This window comes from Elusimicrobiota bacterium (genome assembly GCA_026388075.1).
Classification (GTDB): Bacteria; Elusimicrobiota; Endomicrobiia; order Endomicrobiales; family JAPLKN01; genus JAPLKN01.
The window spans coordinates 1-20,799 of the sequence record JAPLKN010000071.1; the positions used below are offsets into that span (position 1 = coordinate 1).

The window sequence follows — 20,799 nt, forward strand, 5'->3', positions numbered from 1 at the left end:
GCCCAGCGACGCGGGAACATCAACTGCTCAGTTTTTAAAGCTTGGAGCAGGAGCAAAAGAGTCAGGAATGGGAAGCGCGCAGGTAGCAGCCAGTTCGGATGCAAACGCGGTATACTGGAACCCGGCAGGGTTAAACGGGGTCCAAGATATGAGCGTATCATTTATGCATGTAAACTGGCTTGAAGATATAACGTATGACTGGTTAGGATTTGCCAAAAGGATAAACACTGTAGGCGTGTTCGGATTTGGCGTACAATATATGGGTTACGGTTCTATCAAAGAGACAAACGAAGTCGGGGTGCATGTAGGAGATTTTACACCCAATGATACAGCAGTAACATTTTCATATGCAAGGAAGATATCAGATATAGAGTTTGGAGGCAGTGCGAAATATATCAGTTCAAGAATAAAACGAAGTGCAGACAGCGTTGCCTTTGATGCCGGAGCAAGGTACAAACTTAAAGATATCAAGCTTACTTTAGGGGCAGTTGCAACAAACGTTGGTCCCGGCCTTAAATATGTCAGTGAAGAGTCTCCGTTGCCTTTGATGATAAAAGTAGGATGTTGGTATGAGATATCAAATAACGTTTGGAGCGGGAGTAAAATACAAGGAGTTCAGGATAGATTATTCGTTTGAGCCGTACGACTATATGGGGGACACACACAGGTTTTCAGTTATTTGGAACGGGAGCAAAAAACAGTAGGCAGGGATTAGCATAGCCCTGAGCGAAGTCGAAGGGTAGGCAGGGAAACAGAAAAAAGATACAATTAAAGAACCTGCAAAGTAACGCGTTATAAGCCAAAAGTCCTTTAAAAAATAGTCGTTTCATGGAACCAAAAAACTAATAACTAGCAGCTGTTTTTGTTTTCGGCTGGGAGCATTTGACTATTGTAAAACAAAGTAGTATATTTATTATGCTTGTTCGGGGGACAAGTTATGAGTAAATTATTTTTGGCAAATGGTTTTGTATTTAATTTCCTGCCAGCGCTTTAAAGCTTTCAGGATTTTTTTGTTTATGAAGAAACTAAAAATATTTTTCACCATACTTGTAATATTTATCTCTTGCACAGCAAGTTTCGCTGCAATAACAGATAATTCGTCAGATTTAATAATTCCTGCCGGGGAAACATACACCAAATGCGGTGCACACAATTATGATACTTCTGTGCAGATTGACGGCACCTTGTATGTGCAGGCTTATGATGGCACGGCTTTGACTGGATGGCTAACGATTGAAACTCCGAACATAACAATTGGTTCTACGGGTAAAATAATTGTGGATGGTAAGGGATACCGAGGAGCAACTACTGCTTATGCAAGTGAAGGTCCCGGCGCGGGTGGGAGTGGCGGAATGAGGGGTGGCGGAGGAGGATACGGAGGAAAAGGGGAAGACGCTTCTGTGTCAGGCGGGGCACCTTACGGGAGTCTTATGAATCCGAACGATTTTGGTTCAGGCGGAGGTAAAGGGCAATCATTCTGTGCCGGTGGAAACGGCGGCGGAAAGATACGTTTGAAAGTAAACGGTGAATTAATAAACAATGGCGTGATATCCGCAAATGGGACACAAGGAACGATTTATGATATAAATCGTGGTGGAGGCGGATCAGGCGGCAGTATATACTTAGAAGCAGGAACAATATCCGGAACAGGGTTTATACAAGCGAATGGCGGTTATGGGGCTTATACTGATGGCGGCGGCGGTGGCAGTGGGGGGAGAATAGCGTTGTATTATATTACGGATAACTACAACGGAACCGTAGAATGTACTGGTTCTTATAATGAAAATAATGGAGGAGCTGGAACGTTCTATAAAAAAGACAAGAATCAGTCATTAGGGGATCTTTTTATACTGAACGGAAATGTTAAAGGGGAGAAAACATATATTGACGGTCAATATAGGGATGTAATAATTGGAAACAACGCGGTAGTTTTTACGACACAGACGCTAAATGCCCAGTGCCTGAACGCAATCAACAAAGGAGTATTATCAAGTTATGGAGTAACAGAAATAGCAGATATTTTTATTTCAAGTAGTTCAGAGATGTGTATAGAATCAGGCCAGGCGAATATGGGAGATATTGAGATAAGTTCGAATTCAATTGTTTATATGAACCATCAATTGACAGCTAACAACCTCAGAGTTTGTTCAACCGCTAGAATAACGCATAGCCAGGGAGACGCGGATTTTGATTTAACTGTTAGCGGGAATCTTGAGATTAATGAGGGCGGAAAAATAGATGTTGACGGGTGTGGGTATAGAGGCGGGGCAGTCGGAATAAACGACGGGAATGGCGAGGGTCCCGGCGGCGGTCCGAGCGCTTCAGTAGCCGGAGCTGGCGGAGGATACGGCGGGAAAGGAGCAAAAGGGTCTGTGTTTTACTGGGAGATAGCGCCGGACGGCGGCGAACCGTACGGCAACATTACAGAACCACTTGAATTAGGTTCAGGCGGCGGACGATCGCAAGGATTTAATTCATACGGTGGAAACGGTGGCGGGAAAATAAAAATTAAGGTCAACGGGACACTTCAAAATAACGGCATAATAAGCGCCGGAGGTACAAGCGGCGGATACGATAACGGCTCAAGAGGCGGTGGCGGTTCCGGCGGAAGCATATGGCTTCAAACAAATTCTTTAAGCGGAAACGGAATAATAAAGGCAAACGGTGGAAATGGTTTTGATACAGGAGGCGGGGGAGTAGGCGGTGGCGGGCGCATAGCGTTATATTGTATGAGTTCAACTTATGCCGGTCAGATACTGGCTTCCAGCGGAACTATAGGCGGGACAATCGGTGTAGAAGGCGGGACAGTATATATTCCATCATCAAGCCAGAGTTCACCTATTGGTATGTCAGTGTCAACTGTAACAGTCTTGGGGACAAAAACTCTAAACGAAAATTTGCAGAAAAAGATATGTTCGGTTTTACTTAACGCCCAAGGAACGCTTTCAGGCACAGTGAACTTTACAGATGTCCAAATTGTCAATGTAAAAAGCGGAGCTTTCAACGACAAAGGATTTATAAAAGGAAACTGGACGGCGACGCTAAATGGAGTAGACTATTCAGGAACGATAAAAGGAATGTCGTACATCAAAGGCTCAATAATGTATATAAATTCTTCTATGGAAAGCGATCTGGGCGGAGTCTTAAGTTTAAATTTAAGCGGAGGCGGTTATAATGTAGTTTCAGGTTCATGGACATTTAGGAAAGCGGAAACAAACGGGAATTATACTTGCGATAATATTAGTTTAACGGGAAGTATTAGTTACAATACATCTGTTGATTATTCAGGCGTAAATATTTCATATATTCAGACTTCTGCGCAAGGCACAATCACAGGCGGGTATGAAGGCCCGATACAAAGCGTATTAACGAATGTCAAAATAAACGATGCGAACAATCCTTGCAACGGCGAGGGATTCGGATTAATGTCATATAAGACAAACAAAGATGAGGGACAGAGCTGGTTTTATAGCCAAGATGTAACATCAGAGCAGACACTAATAACCGGAATGTTTTCAAGCCCCCTTTTAGGCTCAATAAACGGAACTCTAACGAATAAAACAAACGAAAAGAAGCTTTTTATAACATTAAGCAGGATAGACATTGGCTTAGCGCCGGCACCTATTCTAAAATTAGACATTTTCGGCCCGGAAAGACTTAGTCCCGGAGAGACTGTTACATACACAGCGAGAGTTAAGAACGAGGGTACCGTTGAATCCTCTGGAAAAATGCTGCTTATACTATTGCCGGTAGAAAGCTCATTTGTTGTCGGTTCCCCAGGAGTTAAGTATAGCCGTCCATTCCATGTAGCTCGGTGGAGTCTTAATAATATCCCTGCCAGGACTTTTTATAATTATACTATATCGGTCAAATATAATTGGGGTTTGCCAGCACACCTTATGACTGATATTGAAGCTAGAATAGTTGACGATGCGATGAATGAACAATTCTATAACGAGATGGAAAAGCAATACGTGCCGCAATAGTTTTTACCAAAAGGAGTAGCAATGATAAGAAAAGCTATAATTTTGTTTCAAGTAGTTTTGATTTCAGTGGGTGGTTTGCTCGCGGCGGTTTCTTACCCGGAAAGCACTTTAAAAGAAAGGGAGAATGTGCTTGCCGAGTATAAGGCATCGGGAGGGAAGGATATTAGCTGGGTGAATCAATTGCTTTTTGATAATAATAATGAAAAAAGAAACTATGCGGCAAATTATCTCTGCGGTGAAACCATTTCCGCAGGGCTTACTTTGCCAATAAATCCAAAAAATTTTCTGCCTTTATTATATTCATTAGAAAAGGATCCTTCATGGCTCGTAAGAAACACTATCGCGGATAAAATTTGGAAATTTGGATCATCACAATCAATATTAAATGCCCTTAAACTTAAATTAGATAATGAAGATTACAGAGTGATAATTACAGCCGCAAAAACTTATATGTTTATAAATCCAGAAAATAAGTTAATTATAGAAAAACTAAATAGCAACAAAGGCCTTTTACTGGAACACATATCAACAAGCGAATTTGAAAATATAATCGCGCTGTTTCAGCAATATGGAATAAGAAAAAAACTTTACTTAAAATATATCCGTTCCGGGGGGAAGTACGAGCTTGACACAAGAAGGATTTTATTCCTTTTTGAGGACAGGGAATATTATGCTAAAGAAATTTGTGGTATTAACCCTATCTCGGAGCAAAAACAATATAAAGCAGATGTTCTTTCTCTGCCCATTTTAATTTATCTTTTAGAAAACGACCCTGATCCAATAATTCGTAAGATAATAGAAAATTTGTTACCCGGATTTATTAAAGAGATAAATTCCGTAAAAATATTAAAGAAAGAAATGAAAGATAATAATGCAGAAATTAAAATCTGTTATTGGAAAGCAATACTAGAAGTAAATCCAAAAGAAAAGGATGTTATTTCTGACATGCAAGCTTTTATAAGGAAAACAAAAAATAGAAACGAAAGAGAAGCTGTATATAGCATATTGAATTCTATACAAAATGCAAATGAAAAAAAATAAAAATATTCACATTTTTCTTGCTTTAATTTCTATTCTACTAATTCCTATGTCTATTTCTGCTGATTACTATAGGGATTTAGTAAGAAAATATATTGAAGAATGGTCATTAAAGTGGAATATTCATTATAACTATTATGGAAACTTTTACGGAAGATATGACGGCACGGATTGCGCAAATTTTGTATCCCAATGCCTTAGATATGGGTGTTATACACAACCTTTTGATGAGTATACTGGAAAAAAAGATCGAGGATGCACAAAATCTTGTGATAATTTAGATGAATTTTTATCTCAATCAGAAGTTTCCACCCCAATCGATAATAATTTTGCAACTCCCCCGAATGATATTCAGGTAGGGGATGTAATAATTATGGGTCTTGACACTAATTCAAGACATGCAATTATTGTTTCAAAAATTACATATAACAACGATGGAACGATTGATAAAATATGGTTTGCAGCGCATACCAAGCATCGCTTAGATATTATTGTTTTTGACAATGGCTGGAAGTATTTTAAATCCGGGGCTTATGGAAATAAGCAGAAAATATACAAGATAAAACCTAGTCCGTATTCTCTGCCAAATAAGGATTCTGGACAGGTTCATGAATATCCAGAAGGCCAAGGAGAAGAGAGAAGAACAGATAATGATGCTTATTATTTGAAAGATTTCAAGCAACCAGAAGTTATCGTTGCTGGCGACCCGAATATGATGTATGGCCCGGAAGGATACATAACTGCAAATCAGACCTTAACGTACACCGTTGAATTCGAAAATGTCGGCGAGGGTATTGCATACGGCGTTTATATTGTTGACAATTTTGAAGAGAACCTTGATGATTCAACGCTTTCAGTAGGGAACTTCAAACGGAAAGATTATAATAGTGGCACACCGATTGAAACACCTGCGACATTCCAATATCAATACGATCAGAACACGCGATCGCTTGAGGCATTCCAATAGCCAACTTTGCAACAGTTTATTTTCCTTCAGTTCCGGAAGAAACAAAAACAAACTCAATAGTATCAGTAATACCAATACCTACCCAGATAACTTATGCAGGGGAATCAGTATCTGTCTTCGGCGATTATGCGGTTTACAAAGCAACATTAACTGCGCAGGGCGGATCGCCCGTACCTTACAAAACCGTTAACTTTGTAATAGACAACTCAAGTTACACAACAATGACTGATGCAAGCGGCGTTGCAACAATATACCCGATGATAACGCAAAATCCCGGGAACTATGCATTGAAAGCGGTATTTGAAGGCGACGGATTTTATAATTTAGCTTCGCAGTCGCAGAGCGCATTTGAAGTAATACCGGACACGGGAGTTTTAAAAGTTTCAAGTATTTTGCCGGACACTACGAAAATATTGCGCGCAAGCGAAATAGGCAATATCAAGATATATTTCAATGAATATGTTAAGTTGGGTTCGGGTAAATCATGGGGGGACGTAGTTAAGATAACAAGTTTAAAGACAGGCACAGTTTTATCAGGAAGTTACGTTTATGATGAAACCGAAAATGTATTGACATTTACTAGTGATAACGGCTTTTCAAATAATGCGGAATACCAGATACAAATAGACAAAGCCATAGCAGAAGTAGGGGGATACTATTTCAAAGGATATTCAAGCAATTTCAAAACGCTTATGCTTGCATCGCAGGGCGGAGTAGTTGAGAAAAATGAGATAAAGATAGATGTTCCGGCAAACGCATTAAGCGCAGACGGCCTTGTTGATGTAGAAAAAACAGCAAACGGTTTTAAAGAGAAAATGGTTTATCCTTTAAAAACGCTGGAGGAAGGATTAAATTATGCAATAAATATCTTTGACCAAAACAATTCAATAATTTCAGGGGCAAGTTTACAAAAACCAATAACAATTCAGGCAAAATATTCGGACATAGTTAATCCTCAGTTTGCGATAGAAAGGAAGAAGGCGAGTATTTACAGAAATCCCTGGAAAGCGTCGGGAACTGTAAAAGCGCAGAATTTAAATACAAAAACAATGAAATGGTATTACTATAATCCTGAAAAAAAGATTTGGGAAGAAATATTCACAATAAATGATGAATCAGGCTTTACGCTTTCTGCAAATGTAACGAAATTCGGGGTCTATGCGGTAATGGGCTATGCGCCTACGGCGAGTCTGGAGGACTTAAGCAATTATCCGAATCCGTTTGCTGCCGGAAGGGAAAAGACAACAATCCAGTATTCGCTAGAAAAAGATTCGGAAATACATATTGCAATTTATGATTTGATGGGGAATCTGGTTAAGACTTTTCATTTTAACCGAGGCGAAACGGGGAAAGGGCAGGCAAATACATTGAATCAGGTGCAATGGGATGGGCGAAACGGTTTCGGCGACGTTGTAGCAAATGGCGGATATATTATGAGGATTGAGATAGACGATGGGAGTTCAAATAAGGTAAAGACGAGGAAGATACTCGTCATAAAATGACGAGCAGAACTTAGAACTAAAGGCTGAGTTCTATCGAAAAGAAGATGAAAAAACTATTTAAACTATTGTTATCTATAGCAATTATATTCAACCTAACGTTTCCAGGGTTTGCTTTCGACCTTGGTTTTGCCAAGGAAGACGGCGGGAAAGCAGGAGCATTTTTGTCTTATGGCGCCGGTGTTCGTTCACTTGCAATGGGGAGGGCATACACGGCAGTTTCAAACGATGCATCTGCAGTGTATTCAAACCCGGCAGGCCTGATGCAGCTTCAGAGAGAACAGATAACTCTTTTGCATTCAATACTCTGGGAAGACACAAACTATAACTTTGTTTCGTATGCAAAGCCTTTAGAGGACAGTGCGATAGGTATTGGACTTGTAAACCTTAGTTCAACTAATTTTGATAAACGCGATCAATTTAATTACCCGATAGGCAGTGCAGACCTTAGCGAGAATGCGCTGCTGCTTTCTTATGCCAAAATCTACAAGGGCATACTTGTAGGGACGACGGTTAAGGCAGTACAGCAAAAGATAGACAACTATTCGGGTACAGGTTTCGGAGTGGATGCAGGAGCTCTTTATGCTTTAACGGACAGGCTGTGGTTTGGGGCAAACCTTCAAAATATAATTCCGCCGATGATAAAATTGAATACTGATACCGATCAGTATCCAATAACATTAAACCTTGGCGCAAGCTGCGATATAAGCGAAAAAGTTTTGTTGTCCAGCGATTTTGTATTTACCGCAGGTAGAAATCCTAAACTAAGAATTGGGGCGGAATATACCCCTTTGAAGATGTTTTCAATACGGGCAGGAATAAACGAAACTGAAGTAACGGCAGGGTTCGGAATAACTTGGAAAGAACTTGAAATAGGGTATGCCTTTAGTTACCACGATGCTTTGGCGGGCTATACCGACCTTGGCTCATCGCACAGGTTTGGCATAACATATAATTTCGGCAAACCATGTTTTAATAAAAAATAATAGGAAAATATGGAATAAAATTAATATCTCAATAGCTGTTTTTGTAGCTGTTTTTGTCAAATTGACAAACAAACAAATAATTTGCTATATTCTCAACTGCCGCTAAGAATTTAAACGGCGGTTTTTTTATGCCTAGTTTTAGTTCTTTAATAAAGCCACCAGCCACCGGCAACCAGTTACCAGTAAAAACAAAAAATAATGAAACAGGAGTTTATTAATTGTTTATAGTTACTGATAACTGGTAACTGGTAACTGATAATGGGCCCGTAGCTCAGTTGGTAGAGCACTTCACTTTTAATGAAGGAGTCGCGTGTTCAAGTCACGCCGGGCTCATTTAGTTTGCCAAACACGCCAGAGTTTGGCTGCGGAAAATGCTGACGGACTCCGGCTTCGAAATCTTCGTCTTACGTAGCTGTGCTACGCTGCAACTCAGATTTCTTTGCCTCATCACGCCATCATTTCCCTCGCTATAAAACTCTGGCGTGTTTGGCAAACTACGCTGAGAATAAAAAACAAATAAGACAATTGTTCGCAACGAATTAGATTGGCTTTGGCAAACTAACGTTGCGATAAAAACTAAAAAAATAATCTGCTAAACTAGGTGGCATAAGAAAAAAAGGATATTTTCTAATAACAAACTCTGATGTGTTTGGCAAACTAGCTTGAGAATAAAAACAGTTCTCATAACGAATTAGAATGGCTTTGGCAAACTAAAACGGCAGAATAAGGCAGGTTGAGATTGAGAAAAAATACCTTTTCTTAACCTTAACCTGTATTGATCTTAACCTGAAGTTACTGCCCCCATCGTCTAGTGGTTTAGGACACATCCCTTTCAAGGATGCGGCAGGGGTTCGAGTCCCCTTGGGGGCGTACAATTAGAATATCAAAAATCAGATATCAAAATTTAAAAATCTAATTAGAAAGGTGCGAATATGTCAACATTAATCGTGGTAGGCACGCAATGGGGAGATGAGGGAAAAGGAAAAGTAGTTCATTACTTGTCAAAACAGGCTGATTATATCGTAAGATACCAGGGCGGCAACAATGCCGGACACACCGTAATATTTGAAAACAAACCGTTTGTTTTACATCTCATACCTGCAGGAATTCTCTTTCCTAAAAAAATATGTTTGATCACTAACGGCGTGGTAATTGATCCGAAGGGGTTATATGACGAAGCCGTCCTCTTAAAAGAAAAAAAAATAAAAATTGACGGAAGATTTTATTTAAGCGAATCCGCTCACGTGATACTTCCCTACCATAAATACCTTGACGAAATCAGAGAAATGGGAAAAATCAGGATCGGAACGACAAAACGGGGTATAGGCCCCGCCTATGCAGACAAGGTAACTAGGCTCGGCATAAGAGTAATTGATTATCTTGAAGAAAAAGTATTTTTGGATCTTTTGGACAGAAATCTAAAAGAGAAAGCACCTATTTTAAAAACCATTGTTTCGGTTGAAAAAGTGAGAAAAGAAATCTTAAAAGATTATCCGAAATTAAAGAAATTTATCAAACCGTTTGTTGCCAACACATCGTTAATCCTCCAAAAAGTAATAGAAAAAAATAAAAATATTTTGTTTGAAAGCGCTCAAGGAACTATGTTGGACCTTGATTTCGGCACTTATCCCTATGTTACTTCATCTAATCCCATTGCCGGCGGCGCGTGCGTCGGCGCAGGGCTGGGCCCCACGAAAATTGACAGAGTATTGGGCGTGGTTAAAGCATACACAACCAGAGTCGGCGGAGGGCCGTTTCCGACAGAACTTGCAAATAAAATCGGAGAACATTTGAGAGAAAAAGGGCAGGAATACGGGGCGACTACAGGAAGGCCGCGCAGATGCGGCTGGTTTGATGCTGTTGTTGTGCGCCATGCGGTGAGATTGAGCGGTATAGATCATCTTATTTGCACCAAACTTGACTGCTTGGAAGACATGGAAACCTTAAAAATCTGTGTTGCATATAAATATAACGGAAAAATTCTTAAAGATTTTCCTGCGTCCCGTATCGCTCAACAAGAATGCGAGCCAATTTATGAAGAAATGCAGGGATTTAAAGGGCCTATTCGCGGCATAACTAAGTTTACGTATCTGCCTTTAACTGCGCAAAAATATGTTAAAAGGATAGAAAAGCTTGTCGGGGCAAGAATTGATTTAATTTCTTTGGGCAGAAAACGGGAAGAAACAATAGAAGTTGGAAAGACACAGTTATGGCATTAAAAAAAGGCATATTAGCGTTAGAGTCCGGAAAAGTATTTGAAGGAATTTCTTTCGGCGCTTCAGGCGAAAGTTTTGGTGAAATAGTATTTAATACGAGTATTACAGGCTATCAGGAAATATTAAGCGATCCTTCCTATTGCGGCCAGATCATCGCAATGACTTACCCTCACATAGGAAACTACGGAATAAATCCGGAAGATATGGAATCCCGCAAAGTTTTTGCTGCCGGTTTTGTTGTCCGGGAAGCCAGCTCAATAGTTTCAAGCTGGAGAGCAAAAGAATCCATTCAGGAATTTCTTCAAAAACAAAACATTATTGCCATTGAAGGAGTAGATGTCAGGGCATTGACAATCCATATCAGAGAAGCAGGCGCCATGCGTTCAGTTATTTCAACTGAAGACGTAAGCGCCTCAGAGCTTGTAAAAAGAGCCAAAAAATCTCAAGGGCTTGTCGGAAGGGATCTGGTCAAAGAAGTAACCTGCCAGGAAAGATATATTTACCCCGTTGGAAAGCAGAGCGCCCCGTGTCTTGACACGGGTATGAATACCGCATTAAATCCAAACACGGGTTTTGCTGCCTCGCGGGACCCTTCCTGCGGGGTTTTTAAGAAAGAAAATCAAAAAAATGTTAAGTTTAAAGTGGCTGTTTTAGACTGCGGATGCAAAACAAATATACTTGAAGAACTTTTTATAAGAGGCTGCGAAGTAAATGTTTTTCCGGCATTTTCAAAATCTGAAGATATCTTAGATTTTAAACCTTCAGGGATTATGCTTTCAAACGGGCCGGGGGATCCGGCTGCTCTAAAATATGTGGTTGACACGGTCAAAAAACTGATTCAGCACAATTTGAGTTCAAATAAGAAGATACCGATTTTCGGTATATGTCTGGGACATCAGATTCTCGGCCTTGCCTTAGGCGGCCAGACATACAAGTTAAAATTCGGCCATCGCGGTGCAAACCATCCGGTAAAAGATCTTTCCACGGGAAAAATTCAAATAACATCTCAAAATCACGGATTCTGCGTTAAACCGGAATCAATAGAAAACAAAGACATTGAGTTTACGCACAAAAATCTTTACGACGGAACTCTGGAAGGTTTTAGACACAAAACACTGCCGATTTTTTGCGTTCAGTACCATCCGGAAGCAAGTCCCGGCCCGCACGACTCAAAATATCTTTTTGATAAGTTCATTGAACTAATGGAAAACCAAAAGTGAAACAGAGAAGATGCGAATGTGAGAAGTTGGGAAATTGAGAAGATAGGAAACAGGAAAAAATAAAAAAATAACGGTGTTCTTTTGTTCTATTGCTCTATCGTTCTCCGGCTCAAAGGAACTAAAGAACAAAAGAGCTAAAGAGCAAGAGAACGTAGTTAAGAAAATATGCCTAAAAGAACAGACATTAAAACCATTTTAATTATCGGTTCTGGCCCTATCGTAATAGGCCAGGCCTGCGAATTTTATTATTCTGGCACCCAGGCGATAAAGGCGTTAAAAAAAGAAGGGTATAGAATAGTTCTGGTCAACTCAAATCCTGCCACTATAATGACCGACCCTGAATTTGCCGATGCTACCTACATTGAGCCCCTGGTCCCTGAAATTGTTAAGAAAATAATTGAGAAAGAACGGCCCGAAGCTCTTCTTCCGACACTCGGAGGCCAAACAGCGCTGAATTTAGCCGTAGCTTTGGCCGAAAAAGGCATTTTGGAAAAATATAATGTTGAGCTTATCGGCGCAAAACTTCCTGCGATTCAAAAAGCCGAAGACAGGAGGCTTTTCAGGAAAACTATGCAGGACATCGGGCTTGATCTCCCTGAAAGCGGTTACGCTTATTCTTTGGAAGAAGCCGTAAAAATATCTGAAAAAATCGGTTTTCCTTTGATTATTCGGCCGTCGTTTACTCTTGGCGGAATTGGTTCAAGCACCGTATACACAAACGAAGAGTTGCTTGACGCCGTTGCGGCAGGAATAGACGCTAGCCCGATCAACGAAATATTGCTGGAACAGTCTGTTTTAGGCTGGAAAGAATTTGAGCTTGAAGTTATGCGGGATTGCGCGGATAATTGTGTCGTGATATGTTCTATTGAAAATTTTGATCCTATGGGAATACACACCGGCGATTCAATTACGGTCGCTCCGGCACAAACGCTTACCGACAAAGAATATCAAAAAATGCGCGACTGGTCATTTAAAGTGATCAGGGCAATAGGTGTGGATACAGGGGGCTCAAACATACAATTTGCAGTCAATCCTAAAGACGGCAGAATGGTGGTTATTGAAATGAATCCGAGGGTAAGCCGATCGTCCGCTTTGGCTTCCAAAGCTACAGGATTTCCTATTGCAAAAATAGCAAGTTTGCTGGCAGTCGGATACAGGCTTGATGAAATTCCAAACGATATAACTAAAAAAACTCCAGCTTCTTTTGAACCGACCATTGACTATTGCGTGGTTAAGGTGCCTCGGTTTGCCTTTGAAAAGTTTAAAGATGCCGAACAAACCCTGAATACCGCTATGAAGTCGGTAGGCGAAGTGATGGCTTTGGGGAGAACCTTCAAAGAAGCTCTCCAGAAGGCTCTTCGGGGATTGGAAGTGGGTAGGTTTGGTCTTGGAGCTGATGGCTCGTTTGAAGACAGAAAAGTCGAAAAACATTGGGAAGAAGGCGGAAAAACGAGAGAAGCCCTTAAAGAAGGGATTAAATACCGTCTTCAAACGCCGAATAACGACAGAATTTATAATATCAGGTATGCATTGAAATACGGAATGACAAGCGAAGAAATTTCCGAAATCTCAAAAATTGATATCTGGTTTATAAACCAAATAAAAGAAATTGTTGAATGGGAGAAAAAAGTCCACGATCTTTTTAAAATGCCGTCAAAAGAGCAGAAAGAATTTATTTTTAAAACTAAACAGCTGGGTTTTTCTGACGCCCAAATAGCTCATTTATCTGGGAAAAAGCCCGAAGAGATAAGATCTTTAAGGAAAAAACTTAAAATATTGCCTTCATACAAGCTTGTTGACACCTGCGCGGCAGAGTTTGAAGCATTTACCCCGTATTTTTATTCAACTTATGAAAAAGAAGATGACGTAAAAGTAAGCAAAAAGAAGAAAGTGATAATATTGGGCGCAGGGCCCAACAGGATTGGCCAGGGCATAGAGTTTGATTATTGCTGCGTTCAGGCAGTGCTTTCCTTAAAAGAAGAGAAATATGAAACCATAATGATTAACTGCAATCCCGAAACGGTTTCAACCGATTACGATATTTCTGACAGGCTGTATTTTGAGCCCTTAACAGCCGAAGATGTATTAAATATTGCTGAAAAAGAAAAACCAATAGGTGTTGTGGTTCAGTTTGGGGGCCAAACGCCTTTAAATCTTACAGCTGCGATAGATCAGGCGGGAATAAAAATACTTGGAACTTCGCCGAAATCTATAGACATAGCCGAAGACAGGAAATTATTCAGCAAGATTTTGGATAAAATAGGGATACCCCAGGCTGATTCCGGAACAGCTCTTTCGTTTGACGAGGCAAAAAAGGTTGCCAAAAGAATAGGGTATCCGGTGATGGTGAGGCCTTCTTATGTTTTGGGCGGGAGAGGAATGGAAGTAGTTTACGATGACACTGCTCTTTCCGAATACATAAATAAAGCTGCCCAGCTAAGCCCGGGAAAACCGATATTGGTAGACAAATTTTTAGATAATGCAATTGAGATAGATGTTGACGCTCTTTCGGACGGGAAAGAGGTTTTTATCGCAGGGATTATGGAGCATATAGAACAAGCCGGCATCCATTCCGGCGATTCGGCCTGCGTTGTTCCTTCGCTTACGCTTAGCGACCAAATTATTTCAACAATAATAAAATATACCACAAGTCTTGCCAGAGAAATTAAAGTTAAAGGGCTGATGAACCTGCAATTTGCGGTTAAAGATAATATAGTATATATTCTGGAAGCAAACCCGAGAGCGTCCCGAACGATTCCCTATATTTCCAAAGCGACAGGCATACCCTTGGCAAAACTTGCGGCAAAAATTATGGTCGGCAAAAAAGTTAAAGATCTTTTGACGAAAGATGTTTTAAAAGCGGGTTTGCCAAAACTTAACTATGTGGCAGTAAAGGAAGTGGTTCTTCCCTGGACACGGTTTTCAAATGTTGATGCCGTGCTGGGCCCTGAAATGAAAAGCACGGGCGAGGTTATGGGCATAGACTCTGATTTTGGAAGAGCGTTCGGTAAAGCCGAGCTTGCCGCAGGTTCTGTGTTACCTAAATCCGGATCGGTTCTTGTTAGTTTGGGGCCAAACGGAAAAGAGGAAGCCTTACCTATTGTTAAAGAACTTTTAAGTTTGGGTTTTGAAATCGTGGCGACTAAACATACCGCGGAATTTTTCAGGACAAACAATTTCTCTGTTAGAGAGGTAAACAAAATTTCGGAAGGCCGTCCGAACGTAGTTGACATGATAAAAAACAGGGAAATCGGACTTGTAATAAATACACCTTCCGGCAAAAAAAGCCGGGCTGACGGGTACCATATAAGAAGAAGCGCTGTAACATATAATGTGCCTATTGTGACTACGCTTGCAGCCGCCAAGGCAACGGTTGAAAGCATCAAGGCTCATAAAAATAAGGACTGGACGGTACAATCACTCCAGGATTACTATAAACAGAAATGATTAAGAAAGTGATAAGTGGTAAGGGATAAGGATTAAGTTTAAGAAATAAAAGACTTTGACTAACCCCTCATAAATAAGAAAGCATTTGACAAAATAGTGTGGATTTCATATTCTAGTTCGGTATCAAAAGTCCGTTAAAATATATGAATAAATTGGCTAAAAAACTAGCTTTCAAGATCTATTCTTTTCTGTTTGCTATCTTTTGCCTTGTAGCAGCCTTTACTTTGCCAGTTAGTGCCCAGAATTTTTCAGGCGAAATAACAGATATAAAAGGAACAGTACAGGTTTCAACTTCAACTGAAAATAGTTGGGTCAATGCGATTGAGGGAATACCTGTTCTGCCTAATTACCGCATAAAAACCGATTTAAAATCTTCCTGCATAATTAATCTTGATGATGGATCATTAATCTTTATAGATGAGAATACTTCTGCCTCTATTGATATTTTGGAAATAACCGGCGACCATCACAATTCGCGTTTTTCGCTTATGATGGGAAAAATTCTTGCAAACATAGAAAAATCAAAAAATACAAAAATGGAAATAAAGACTCCTAATTCTATTGCCGCGGTGCGCGGGACAGAATTTGCCGTTGAAGTAAATACGGTAACCACAAACGTGGGCGTGTTTGACGGAAAAGTCGCGGTAGTAAATCCTGAAGTGAGTCCTGAAGAAGTATTATTAAATCCTGACGAAGAAACAACGGTTGAAAAAGGCGCAAAACCAAGAAAGCCTGAAAAACTTAAAGAAGTAATGCTTCGCAATAAAGAAAGAATGTCTTCAATAAGGGAAAAAGTCAAAGCGCTTAAAGAAAAACTGAAGAGGGTGCCTCCGGAAGAAAGGACAAAAATGAGGAAAGACGCTTTTGAAAGATTTAATAATATAAAAAAAGAAAGAAACGATCTTAAAGAAAAAATAAAAGACCGCAACAAGCAATTGCTGAAAAGAAAAATTTAAGTAAGGAGGAGGGTACAATGGAAAAAGCTTTGAAAGTTTTTGCGGCAGTTTTATCTGCAGTTGTATGTTTCGGATGCGCGTCGGCGCCTGATAAGGGAACAGTGTCAGACAAAGGCGACATTCAAAGAGAGTGGGTTGAGCAGGGAATAACCGACAATTTTATTTTTGCCCGCGGGATAGGCGCTGCCGATCAAAAAATGGATAACAAAACACAAAAAATGGCGACTTCTCGGAATGCCGCAATAGTAAGCGCGCAGTATAATATGCTGTCATTAGTAAAAGGCGTAAAACTTGAAGGCGGAATAACTGTTGAAAAGGCGATGGAAACAGATTCAGTTATAGCGACAAGCATTGATGCGTCTATTAAAGGCGCGCAAGTTGTCAGGTCGGAATGGACCTCTGATGACGGATGCGTTGTGATAATTAGGCTTTCAAAGAAAACCTTGAAAGAGATGGGATTAAAGCTACAGGAATAGCGCATAGCGTATAGCAAATAGCGTATAGAAAGACAAAGGCAAGGACGGAAGGATAAAAAAATTTTAATTGATTTGAAAGCGCAGTTTGTATGCAGTGTCTATACGCTAAACGCTATCCGCTATACGCCTTGAAAGTAATATAGAAAAGCAGAAGGAATATTAATAATGCAAAAACTTTGCATAGTATTTTTGGCAGTTCTTGTATATGTGGGCTGCGCTTCAACCAAACCTCAAATAAAGGCAACTTCAGCGAATCAGGAAGTCGTGATAGCTGAAGGTATGGCGCCTATAGTAAACGGCGACTTAAACGGCGCTAAGAAAACCTCGCTTCATGAAGCGATGAAAAATGCTCTCGGGCTTGTGATTGGAGTATATGTCTCGCAGGAAGCGCTTGTTTCAAAAGCCGTCCTTATTGAAGACAATATAACTTCTCAGACTGAAGGATACATCGAAAAATATGACGTATTGAACGAATCCCGTGATGAAAGCTTTTATAAAACAAAAATTAAGGCTTTGGTAAGAAAAGAAGATTTATCCGCAAAGCTTAAAAGCCTTGAGCTTGAACCCAAAAAACTCGGCAATCCCGTAGTTGTTATTTCCGTTGATGAATCTATTGACGGCGCTCCTTCAAATTCCAAACTGGCCGAAAACGAACTCAAAAACAGTTTTACTGAAAAAGGTTTCGTTGTTTCGGACTCAACCAAAAGCGCCGATATTTTGGTTGTCGGAAAGGCTGACAGCAATTTTAATACTGATCAGGGTTTAGGCGGAATGATTTCATATAGGGCAAACAGCAGTATTAAAACTTATAAAACAGGTTCTTCGGATGTAATCTCGGCTAATTCTGAAACCAGCGGCGGTATTGATGTCAGTAAAGATGCGGCGGCAAAAGCGTCTTTAGTAAACTCTGCCAAAAAAATCGGCGCAGATCTTCCTGGCGCTGTTCTCAAGTATCTTAAAGAACGCTCTACCATAAATCTTACGGTTTCAAACATAGAAAATATTAATATGCTAAACGATTTAACAAGAGCCGTCCGCGCCTTAATAGAAGTCAGGGACTGTTTTGTAAGAAATTACTCGGATGGAATTGCTGTAATGGATCTTGACATGAAAAAAGGGACTGCTTCAGATGTTGCTAAACGGCTTGAACAGATGAGTTCATTTAAAATCAAAGTCAAAAGCGCTGGCGCTTTTAATGTAGAAGCTGAACTTATCAAATAAAGGAAATGAAGATGAAAAATGTTTATTGTCTCATTTTTAGTTTAATGATAGTTTCCGGGTGTTATTCCGCTAAAGGTATCGTAAAAAAACCTTTTCAGAATATTCAAGAAGATAAAAAACTAAAAATTGCTGTCGTGAATTTTGAGAATAGGTCGGGAGATAAGAGCTACGATTCTCTTATGGGCGGGATATCGGGCACTTTAATTGATGAACTGCAAAAGACAAAGTCATTTCGGATAATAGAAAGGCAAAGGCTTGAAACGATTCTTTCGGAACTGAAATTTAATATGACAGGACTCATAGATCCTCAAAAAGCAAAACAAGTCGGACAACAGCTCGGAGTTGACGCTTTTTTGTTCGGAAATTTGTCTTCAATCAAGTATTCCAGCAATAAACAGACCTTGGTGATAATGTGGACCGAAGGCCAGAAAACTGACGTATTGGTGGACGCTCGTATTGTTAACGTAGAAAGCGGGGAAATCATTGCAACCGCGAAAGCTTCTTCTTATGTTAAACAAAGAAAATGGGTTGCGTTTGGGTTTGCAAAACTCGGGAAAACAATAGAAAAAAATTCAATAATACAAACCGGAATTGATTTGTCTTGCAGGCAAATAGCAATAGATTTAGCGTCCGAAGTTAGCAAGTGACGTTTTTTTAAAAATATTAAATTTGTTTCATCACAAAGCAGATAAAATAAGAAAAGCCTGAAATAATTTCAGGTATAACTAAAGGAGGAATCAATGTCAGAATCGCCGAACAAAGGGAATATGGAATTGTTCATCATTTACGGAATTATTGCATTGGTAGTTTTAGGTATTTTTTTTATGAGAAGAAGCTGGCAGCCTTTTTTAAACAAGCTGTTTACACTAGCTCCGAACGCGCCGGCAACAATTGTATATGATTGGCGTAAAGTTGATGTTGGAAATACGGGTGTTTCAATCGATTCTCCGGCAGAACTTAAACCAAGAGTAATTACTTTGCCTGCCAATGTAAAGCCGTTGGTTGAAGAAATGGTCACATTCGGATTTACTTCTCAGCCGTTGAATATTGAAGTGGTTTCTGTTTTATATACTCCCCAAGTAGTCCCGAATATTAACGGGGCAGAACAAGGCGCCATATCTAATTTAAAACGCCTGCCCTTAGTTAAAAAAGTAGAATATGTTTCAAAACAGTTCAGCGCGTCAGGCAAAAAAGGCATACTTTTAGACGGAACCTTTGAAGCTCTAAGGAATAAAATGGGTTTTAAAGGAGTCATATTGATTGAAGGTTCAAATATGTGGCAGGTTGTAACAATTTATAAATTCTCAGATAAACAAGCTGTTGAAGCGGTTCAAAGAATTATAGATTCAATAAAAATAGAGAAAAAAACCAGCTAAATTCTTTGGATAATTTTGAGTAATTTTTTGCCTTCCTAAATTTTAGCGCGAAATTTGCGATATTTCCTTCATTTTTTTCGGAGGTTCTAAGCTTCAATGCGTTGCCCTTTTTGCGGCAGTTTTGATGATCAGGTAATCGATTCCCGACCTTTGGATCAGTCTGCGTCAATCCGAAGGAGAAGAGAATGCAGTTCCTGCCGGAGGCGGTTTACTACTTACGAACGACTTGAAGATTTGCCGCTGGTAGTTATAAAATCAGATCAAAGAAGGGAGCCGTTTGACCCTCAAAAAGTGAGAAGAGGGATCATTGTTGCCTGCAAAAAAAGGCCCGTGCCTACAGATACAATTGATAGAATTATCGGGGAAATTGAATATGAGCTGCAGGAATATATGACAGAAGTTCCAAGCAAGATAATAGGCGAAAAAGTCCTTGAAAAACTAAAAGATATTGATCTTGTTGCCTATATCAGGTTTGCTTCCGTTTATAAAAAATTTGACAGCATAAACAAATTTATCAAAGAACTGCAAAAACTTAAAAAAACCAAGAAACCGCTTTCAAAAAGGAAAAAGAAATGATTAAACCTGACAAGTGGATTATTAAAATGTCTCAGCAATACAAAATGATAGAACCCTTCGCAAAAGAACAGGTTAAAGAAGGCGTAATTTCTTACGGCGTTTCTTCCTACGGATACGACATGAGAATATCCGATGAGTTCAAGGTGTTTACTCCTAACGGCGCGGCGGCTATAGATCCAAAAAATTTTAATTCCGGTATTTTTAAAGATATAAAAGCTGACGGGTTTCTTTTGCTTCCGCCACACTCTTATGCTTTGGGCAAAAGCGTTGAATATTTTAAAATTCCCCGCAATGTAATAACTGCCTGTTTCGGGAAATCTACTTATGCCCGCTGCGGTTTAGTGATAAATGTTACCCCTTTTGAGCCGGAATGGGAAGGATTCGTTACAATCAGCATTTCAAACACATCTTCGCTGCCCGTTAAAATTTACTGCAATGAAGGCATTGCTCAAGTTTTGTTTTTTGAAAGCGATGAAATTTGCGATATCTCTTATTCCGACAGAAAAGGTAAATATCAGGTGCAAAAACATATTACTCACGCAAAGATATAAAAAAATATTAGGAAGCTCTAAGATAAAGGTAATGTTAAAAATTCAATGAAAAAAAGCAGTTCCTCTTCCCTTAGGAGTGAATCCTAAGGGTCCAAAACCTTTCCCTTCAGAGGTTGTGTCACAACTGCTAAAATATACCCCTGATGTCATTCTGGGCATAAAGGTTAAAAAGTGTTGCTATTTTTGACAGTTTTGAAGTAGCAAAACCATTTTAAGTAACTAATTTTATGCCTTTCAGAAAGACCGCGATGATTTCTATATTGATGCTTTATTTGCGAAAAGAA

The 20,799-nt window shown here is 39.7% G+C and carries 16 protein-coding genes and 2 tRNA genes; all 18 read left to right on the forward strand.

Annotation, left to right across the window (positions count from 1 at the left end; all coding sequences use genetic code 11):
• Nucleotides 1-637, forward strand: a 637-nt coding sequence (locus NT145_03990; GenBank protein ID MCX5781851.1) for a PorV/PorQ family protein, incomplete at its 5' end; no start/stop codon positions are given.
• A 379-nt stretch (nucleotides 638-1,016) separates the two neighbouring features.
• Complete coding sequence (locus NT145_03995; protein ID MCX5781852.1) at nucleotides 1,017-3,986, forward strand: hypothetical protein; 2,970 nt, start codon at nucleotides 1,017-1,019, stop codon at nucleotides 3,984-3,986.
• A gap of 21 nt (nucleotides 3,987-4,007) precedes the next feature.
• Complete coding sequence (locus NT145_04000) at nucleotides 4,008-5,027, forward strand: hypothetical protein (GenBank protein ID MCX5781853.1); 1,020 nt, start codon at nucleotides 4,008-4,010, stop codon at nucleotides 5,025-5,027.
• Nucleotides 5,014-5,991 (forward strand): amidase domain-containing protein, encoded by a 978-nt coding sequence (locus NT145_04005; GenBank protein ID MCX5781854.1) that lies wholly within the window; start codon nucleotides 5,014-5,016, stop codon nucleotides 5,989-5,991. The genes NT145_04000 and NT145_04005 overlap by 14 nt, the downstream gene beginning before the upstream one ends.
• 221 nt (nucleotides 5,992-6,212) lie before the next feature.
• On the forward strand, nucleotides 6,213-7,493 hold the full coding sequence (locus tag NT145_04010) for an Ig-like domain-containing protein (GenBank protein MCX5781855.1): 1,281 nt from the start codon (nucleotides 6,213-6,215) through the stop codon (nucleotides 7,491-7,493).
• Between the two features lie 44 nt (nucleotides 7,494-7,537).
• Entirely contained in the window at nucleotides 7,538-8,476 is a 939-nt protein-coding gene (locus tag NT145_04015) for a PorV/PorQ family protein (GenBank protein ID MCX5781856.1), read from the forward strand.
• Nucleotides 8,477-8,736: 260 nt separating this feature from the next.
• A tRNA-Lys gene (locus NT145_04020) sits at nucleotides 8,737-8,809 on the forward strand.
• Nucleotides 8,810-9,273: 464 nt separating this feature from the next.
• A tRNA-Glu gene (locus tag NT145_04025) sits at nucleotides 9,274-9,346 on the forward strand.
• A 62-nt stretch (nucleotides 9,347-9,408) separates the two neighbouring features.
• A complete protein-coding gene (locus NT145_04030) occupies nucleotides 9,409-10,695 on the forward strand; it encodes an adenylosuccinate synthase (GenBank protein ID MCX5781857.1) in 1,287 nt (428 codons plus the stop codon).
• The gene (carA, locus tag NT145_04035) at nucleotides 10,686-11,912 is read left to right on the forward strand and encodes a glutamine-hydrolyzing carbamoyl-phosphate synthase small subunit (protein MCX5781858.1); all 1,227 of its coding nucleotides are present in this window, start codon (nucleotides 10,686-10,688) and stop codon (nucleotides 11,910-11,912) included. The genes NT145_04030 and carA overlap by 10 nt, the downstream gene beginning before the upstream one ends.
• A gap of 165 nt (nucleotides 11,913-12,077) precedes the next feature.
• Nucleotides 12,078-15,359 carry a carbamoyl-phosphate synthase large subunit gene (carB, locus tag NT145_04040; protein ID MCX5781859.1) on the forward strand — a complete coding sequence of 1,094 codons (3,282 nt, stop codon included), beginning with the start codon at nucleotides 12,078-12,080 and terminating at the stop codon, nucleotides 15,357-15,359.
• Nucleotides 15,360-15,502: 143 nt separating this feature from the next.
• Nucleotides 15,503-16,315 (forward strand): FecR domain-containing protein, encoded by an 813-nt coding sequence (locus tag NT145_04045; protein ID MCX5781860.1) that lies wholly within the window; start codon nucleotides 15,503-15,505, stop codon nucleotides 16,313-16,315.
• A 17-nt stretch (nucleotides 16,316-16,332) separates the two neighbouring features.
• Nucleotides 16,333-16,791, forward strand: a complete 459-nt coding sequence (locus tag NT145_04050; protein ID MCX5781861.1) for a hypothetical protein — start codon at nucleotides 16,333-16,335, stop codon at nucleotides 16,789-16,791.
• Nucleotides 16,792-16,956: 165 nt separating this feature from the next.
• The gene (locus NT145_04055; protein MCX5781862.1) at nucleotides 16,957-18,012 is read left to right on the forward strand and encodes a hypothetical protein; all 1,056 of its coding nucleotides are present in this window, start codon (nucleotides 16,957-16,959) and stop codon (nucleotides 18,010-18,012) included.
• Nucleotides 18,013-18,023: 11 nt separating this feature from the next.
• Nucleotides 18,024-18,659, forward strand: coding sequence for a FlgO family outer membrane protein (locus NT145_04060; GenBank protein ID MCX5781863.1), 636 nt, complete (start codon nucleotides 18,024-18,026; stop codon nucleotides 18,657-18,659).
• Between the two features lie 93 nt (nucleotides 18,660-18,752).
• Nucleotides 18,753-19,388, forward strand: coding sequence for a hypothetical protein (locus NT145_04065; protein MCX5781864.1), 636 nt, complete (start codon nucleotides 18,753-18,755; stop codon nucleotides 19,386-19,388).
• A 96-nt stretch (nucleotides 19,389-19,484) separates the two neighbouring features.
• Entirely contained in the window at nucleotides 19,485-19,964 is a 480-nt protein-coding gene (gene nrdR / locus NT145_04070; GenBank protein ID MCX5781865.1) for a transcriptional regulator NrdR, read from the forward strand.
• A complete protein-coding gene (dcd, locus tag NT145_04075; GenBank protein MCX5781866.1) occupies nucleotides 19,961-20,515 on the forward strand; it encodes a dCTP deaminase in 555 nt (184 codons plus the stop codon). Before nrdR ends, dcd begins: the two co-directional genes overlap by 4 nt.
• Nucleotides 20,516-20,799: the final 284 nt, after the last annotated feature.

Coding starts and splice junctions, on each gene's coding strand:
- NT145_04065 (MCX5781864.1), top strand. CDS start 18,753: ATGTCAGAATCGCCGAACAAAGGGAATATGGAATTGTTCATCATTTAC.
- NT145_04015 (MCX5781856.1), top strand. CDS start 7,538: ATGAAAAAACTATTTAAACTATTGTTATCTATAGCAATTATATTCAAC.
- dcd (MCX5781866.1), top strand. CDS start 19,961: ATGATTAAACCTGACAAGTGGATTATTAAAATGTCTCAGCAATACAAA.
- NT145_04060 (MCX5781863.1), top strand. CDS start 18,024: ATGAAAAATGTTTATTGTCTCATTTTTAGTTTAATGATAGTTTCCGGG.
- NT145_04010 (MCX5781855.1), top strand. CDS start 6,213: ATGACTGATGCAAGCGGCGTTGCAACAATATACCCGATGATAACGCAA.
- NT145_03995 (MCX5781852.1), top strand. CDS start 1,017: ATGAAGAAACTAAAAATATTTTTCACCATACTTGTAATATTTATCTCT.
- nrdR (MCX5781865.1), top strand. CDS start 19,485: ATGCGTTGCCCTTTTTGCGGCAGTTTTGATGATCAGGTAATCGATTCC.
- NT145_04030 (MCX5781857.1), top strand. CDS start 9,409: ATGTCAACATTAATCGTGGTAGGCACGCAATGGGGAGATGAGGGAAAA.
- NT145_04005 (MCX5781854.1), top strand. CDS start 5,014: ATGAAAAAAAATAAAAATATTCACATTTTTCTTGCTTTAATTTCTATT.
- NT145_04055 (MCX5781862.1), top strand. CDS start 16,957: ATGCAAAAACTTTGCATAGTATTTTTGGCAGTTCTTGTATATGTGGGC.
- carA (MCX5781858.1), top strand. CDS start 10,686: ATGGCATTAAAAAAAGGCATATTAGCGTTAGAGTCCGGAAAAGTATTT.
- NT145_04050 (MCX5781861.1), top strand. CDS start 16,333: ATGGAAAAAGCTTTGAAAGTTTTTGCGGCAGTTTTATCTGCAGTTGTA.
- NT145_04045 (MCX5781860.1), top strand. CDS start 15,503: ATGAATAAATTGGCTAAAAAACTAGCTTTCAAGATCTATTCTTTTCTG.
- NT145_04000 (MCX5781853.1), top strand. CDS start 4,008: ATGATAAGAAAAGCTATAATTTTGTTTCAAGTAGTTTTGATTTCAGTG.
- carB (MCX5781859.1), top strand. CDS start 12,078: ATGCCTAAAAGAACAGACATTAAAACCATTTTAATTATCGGTTCTGGC.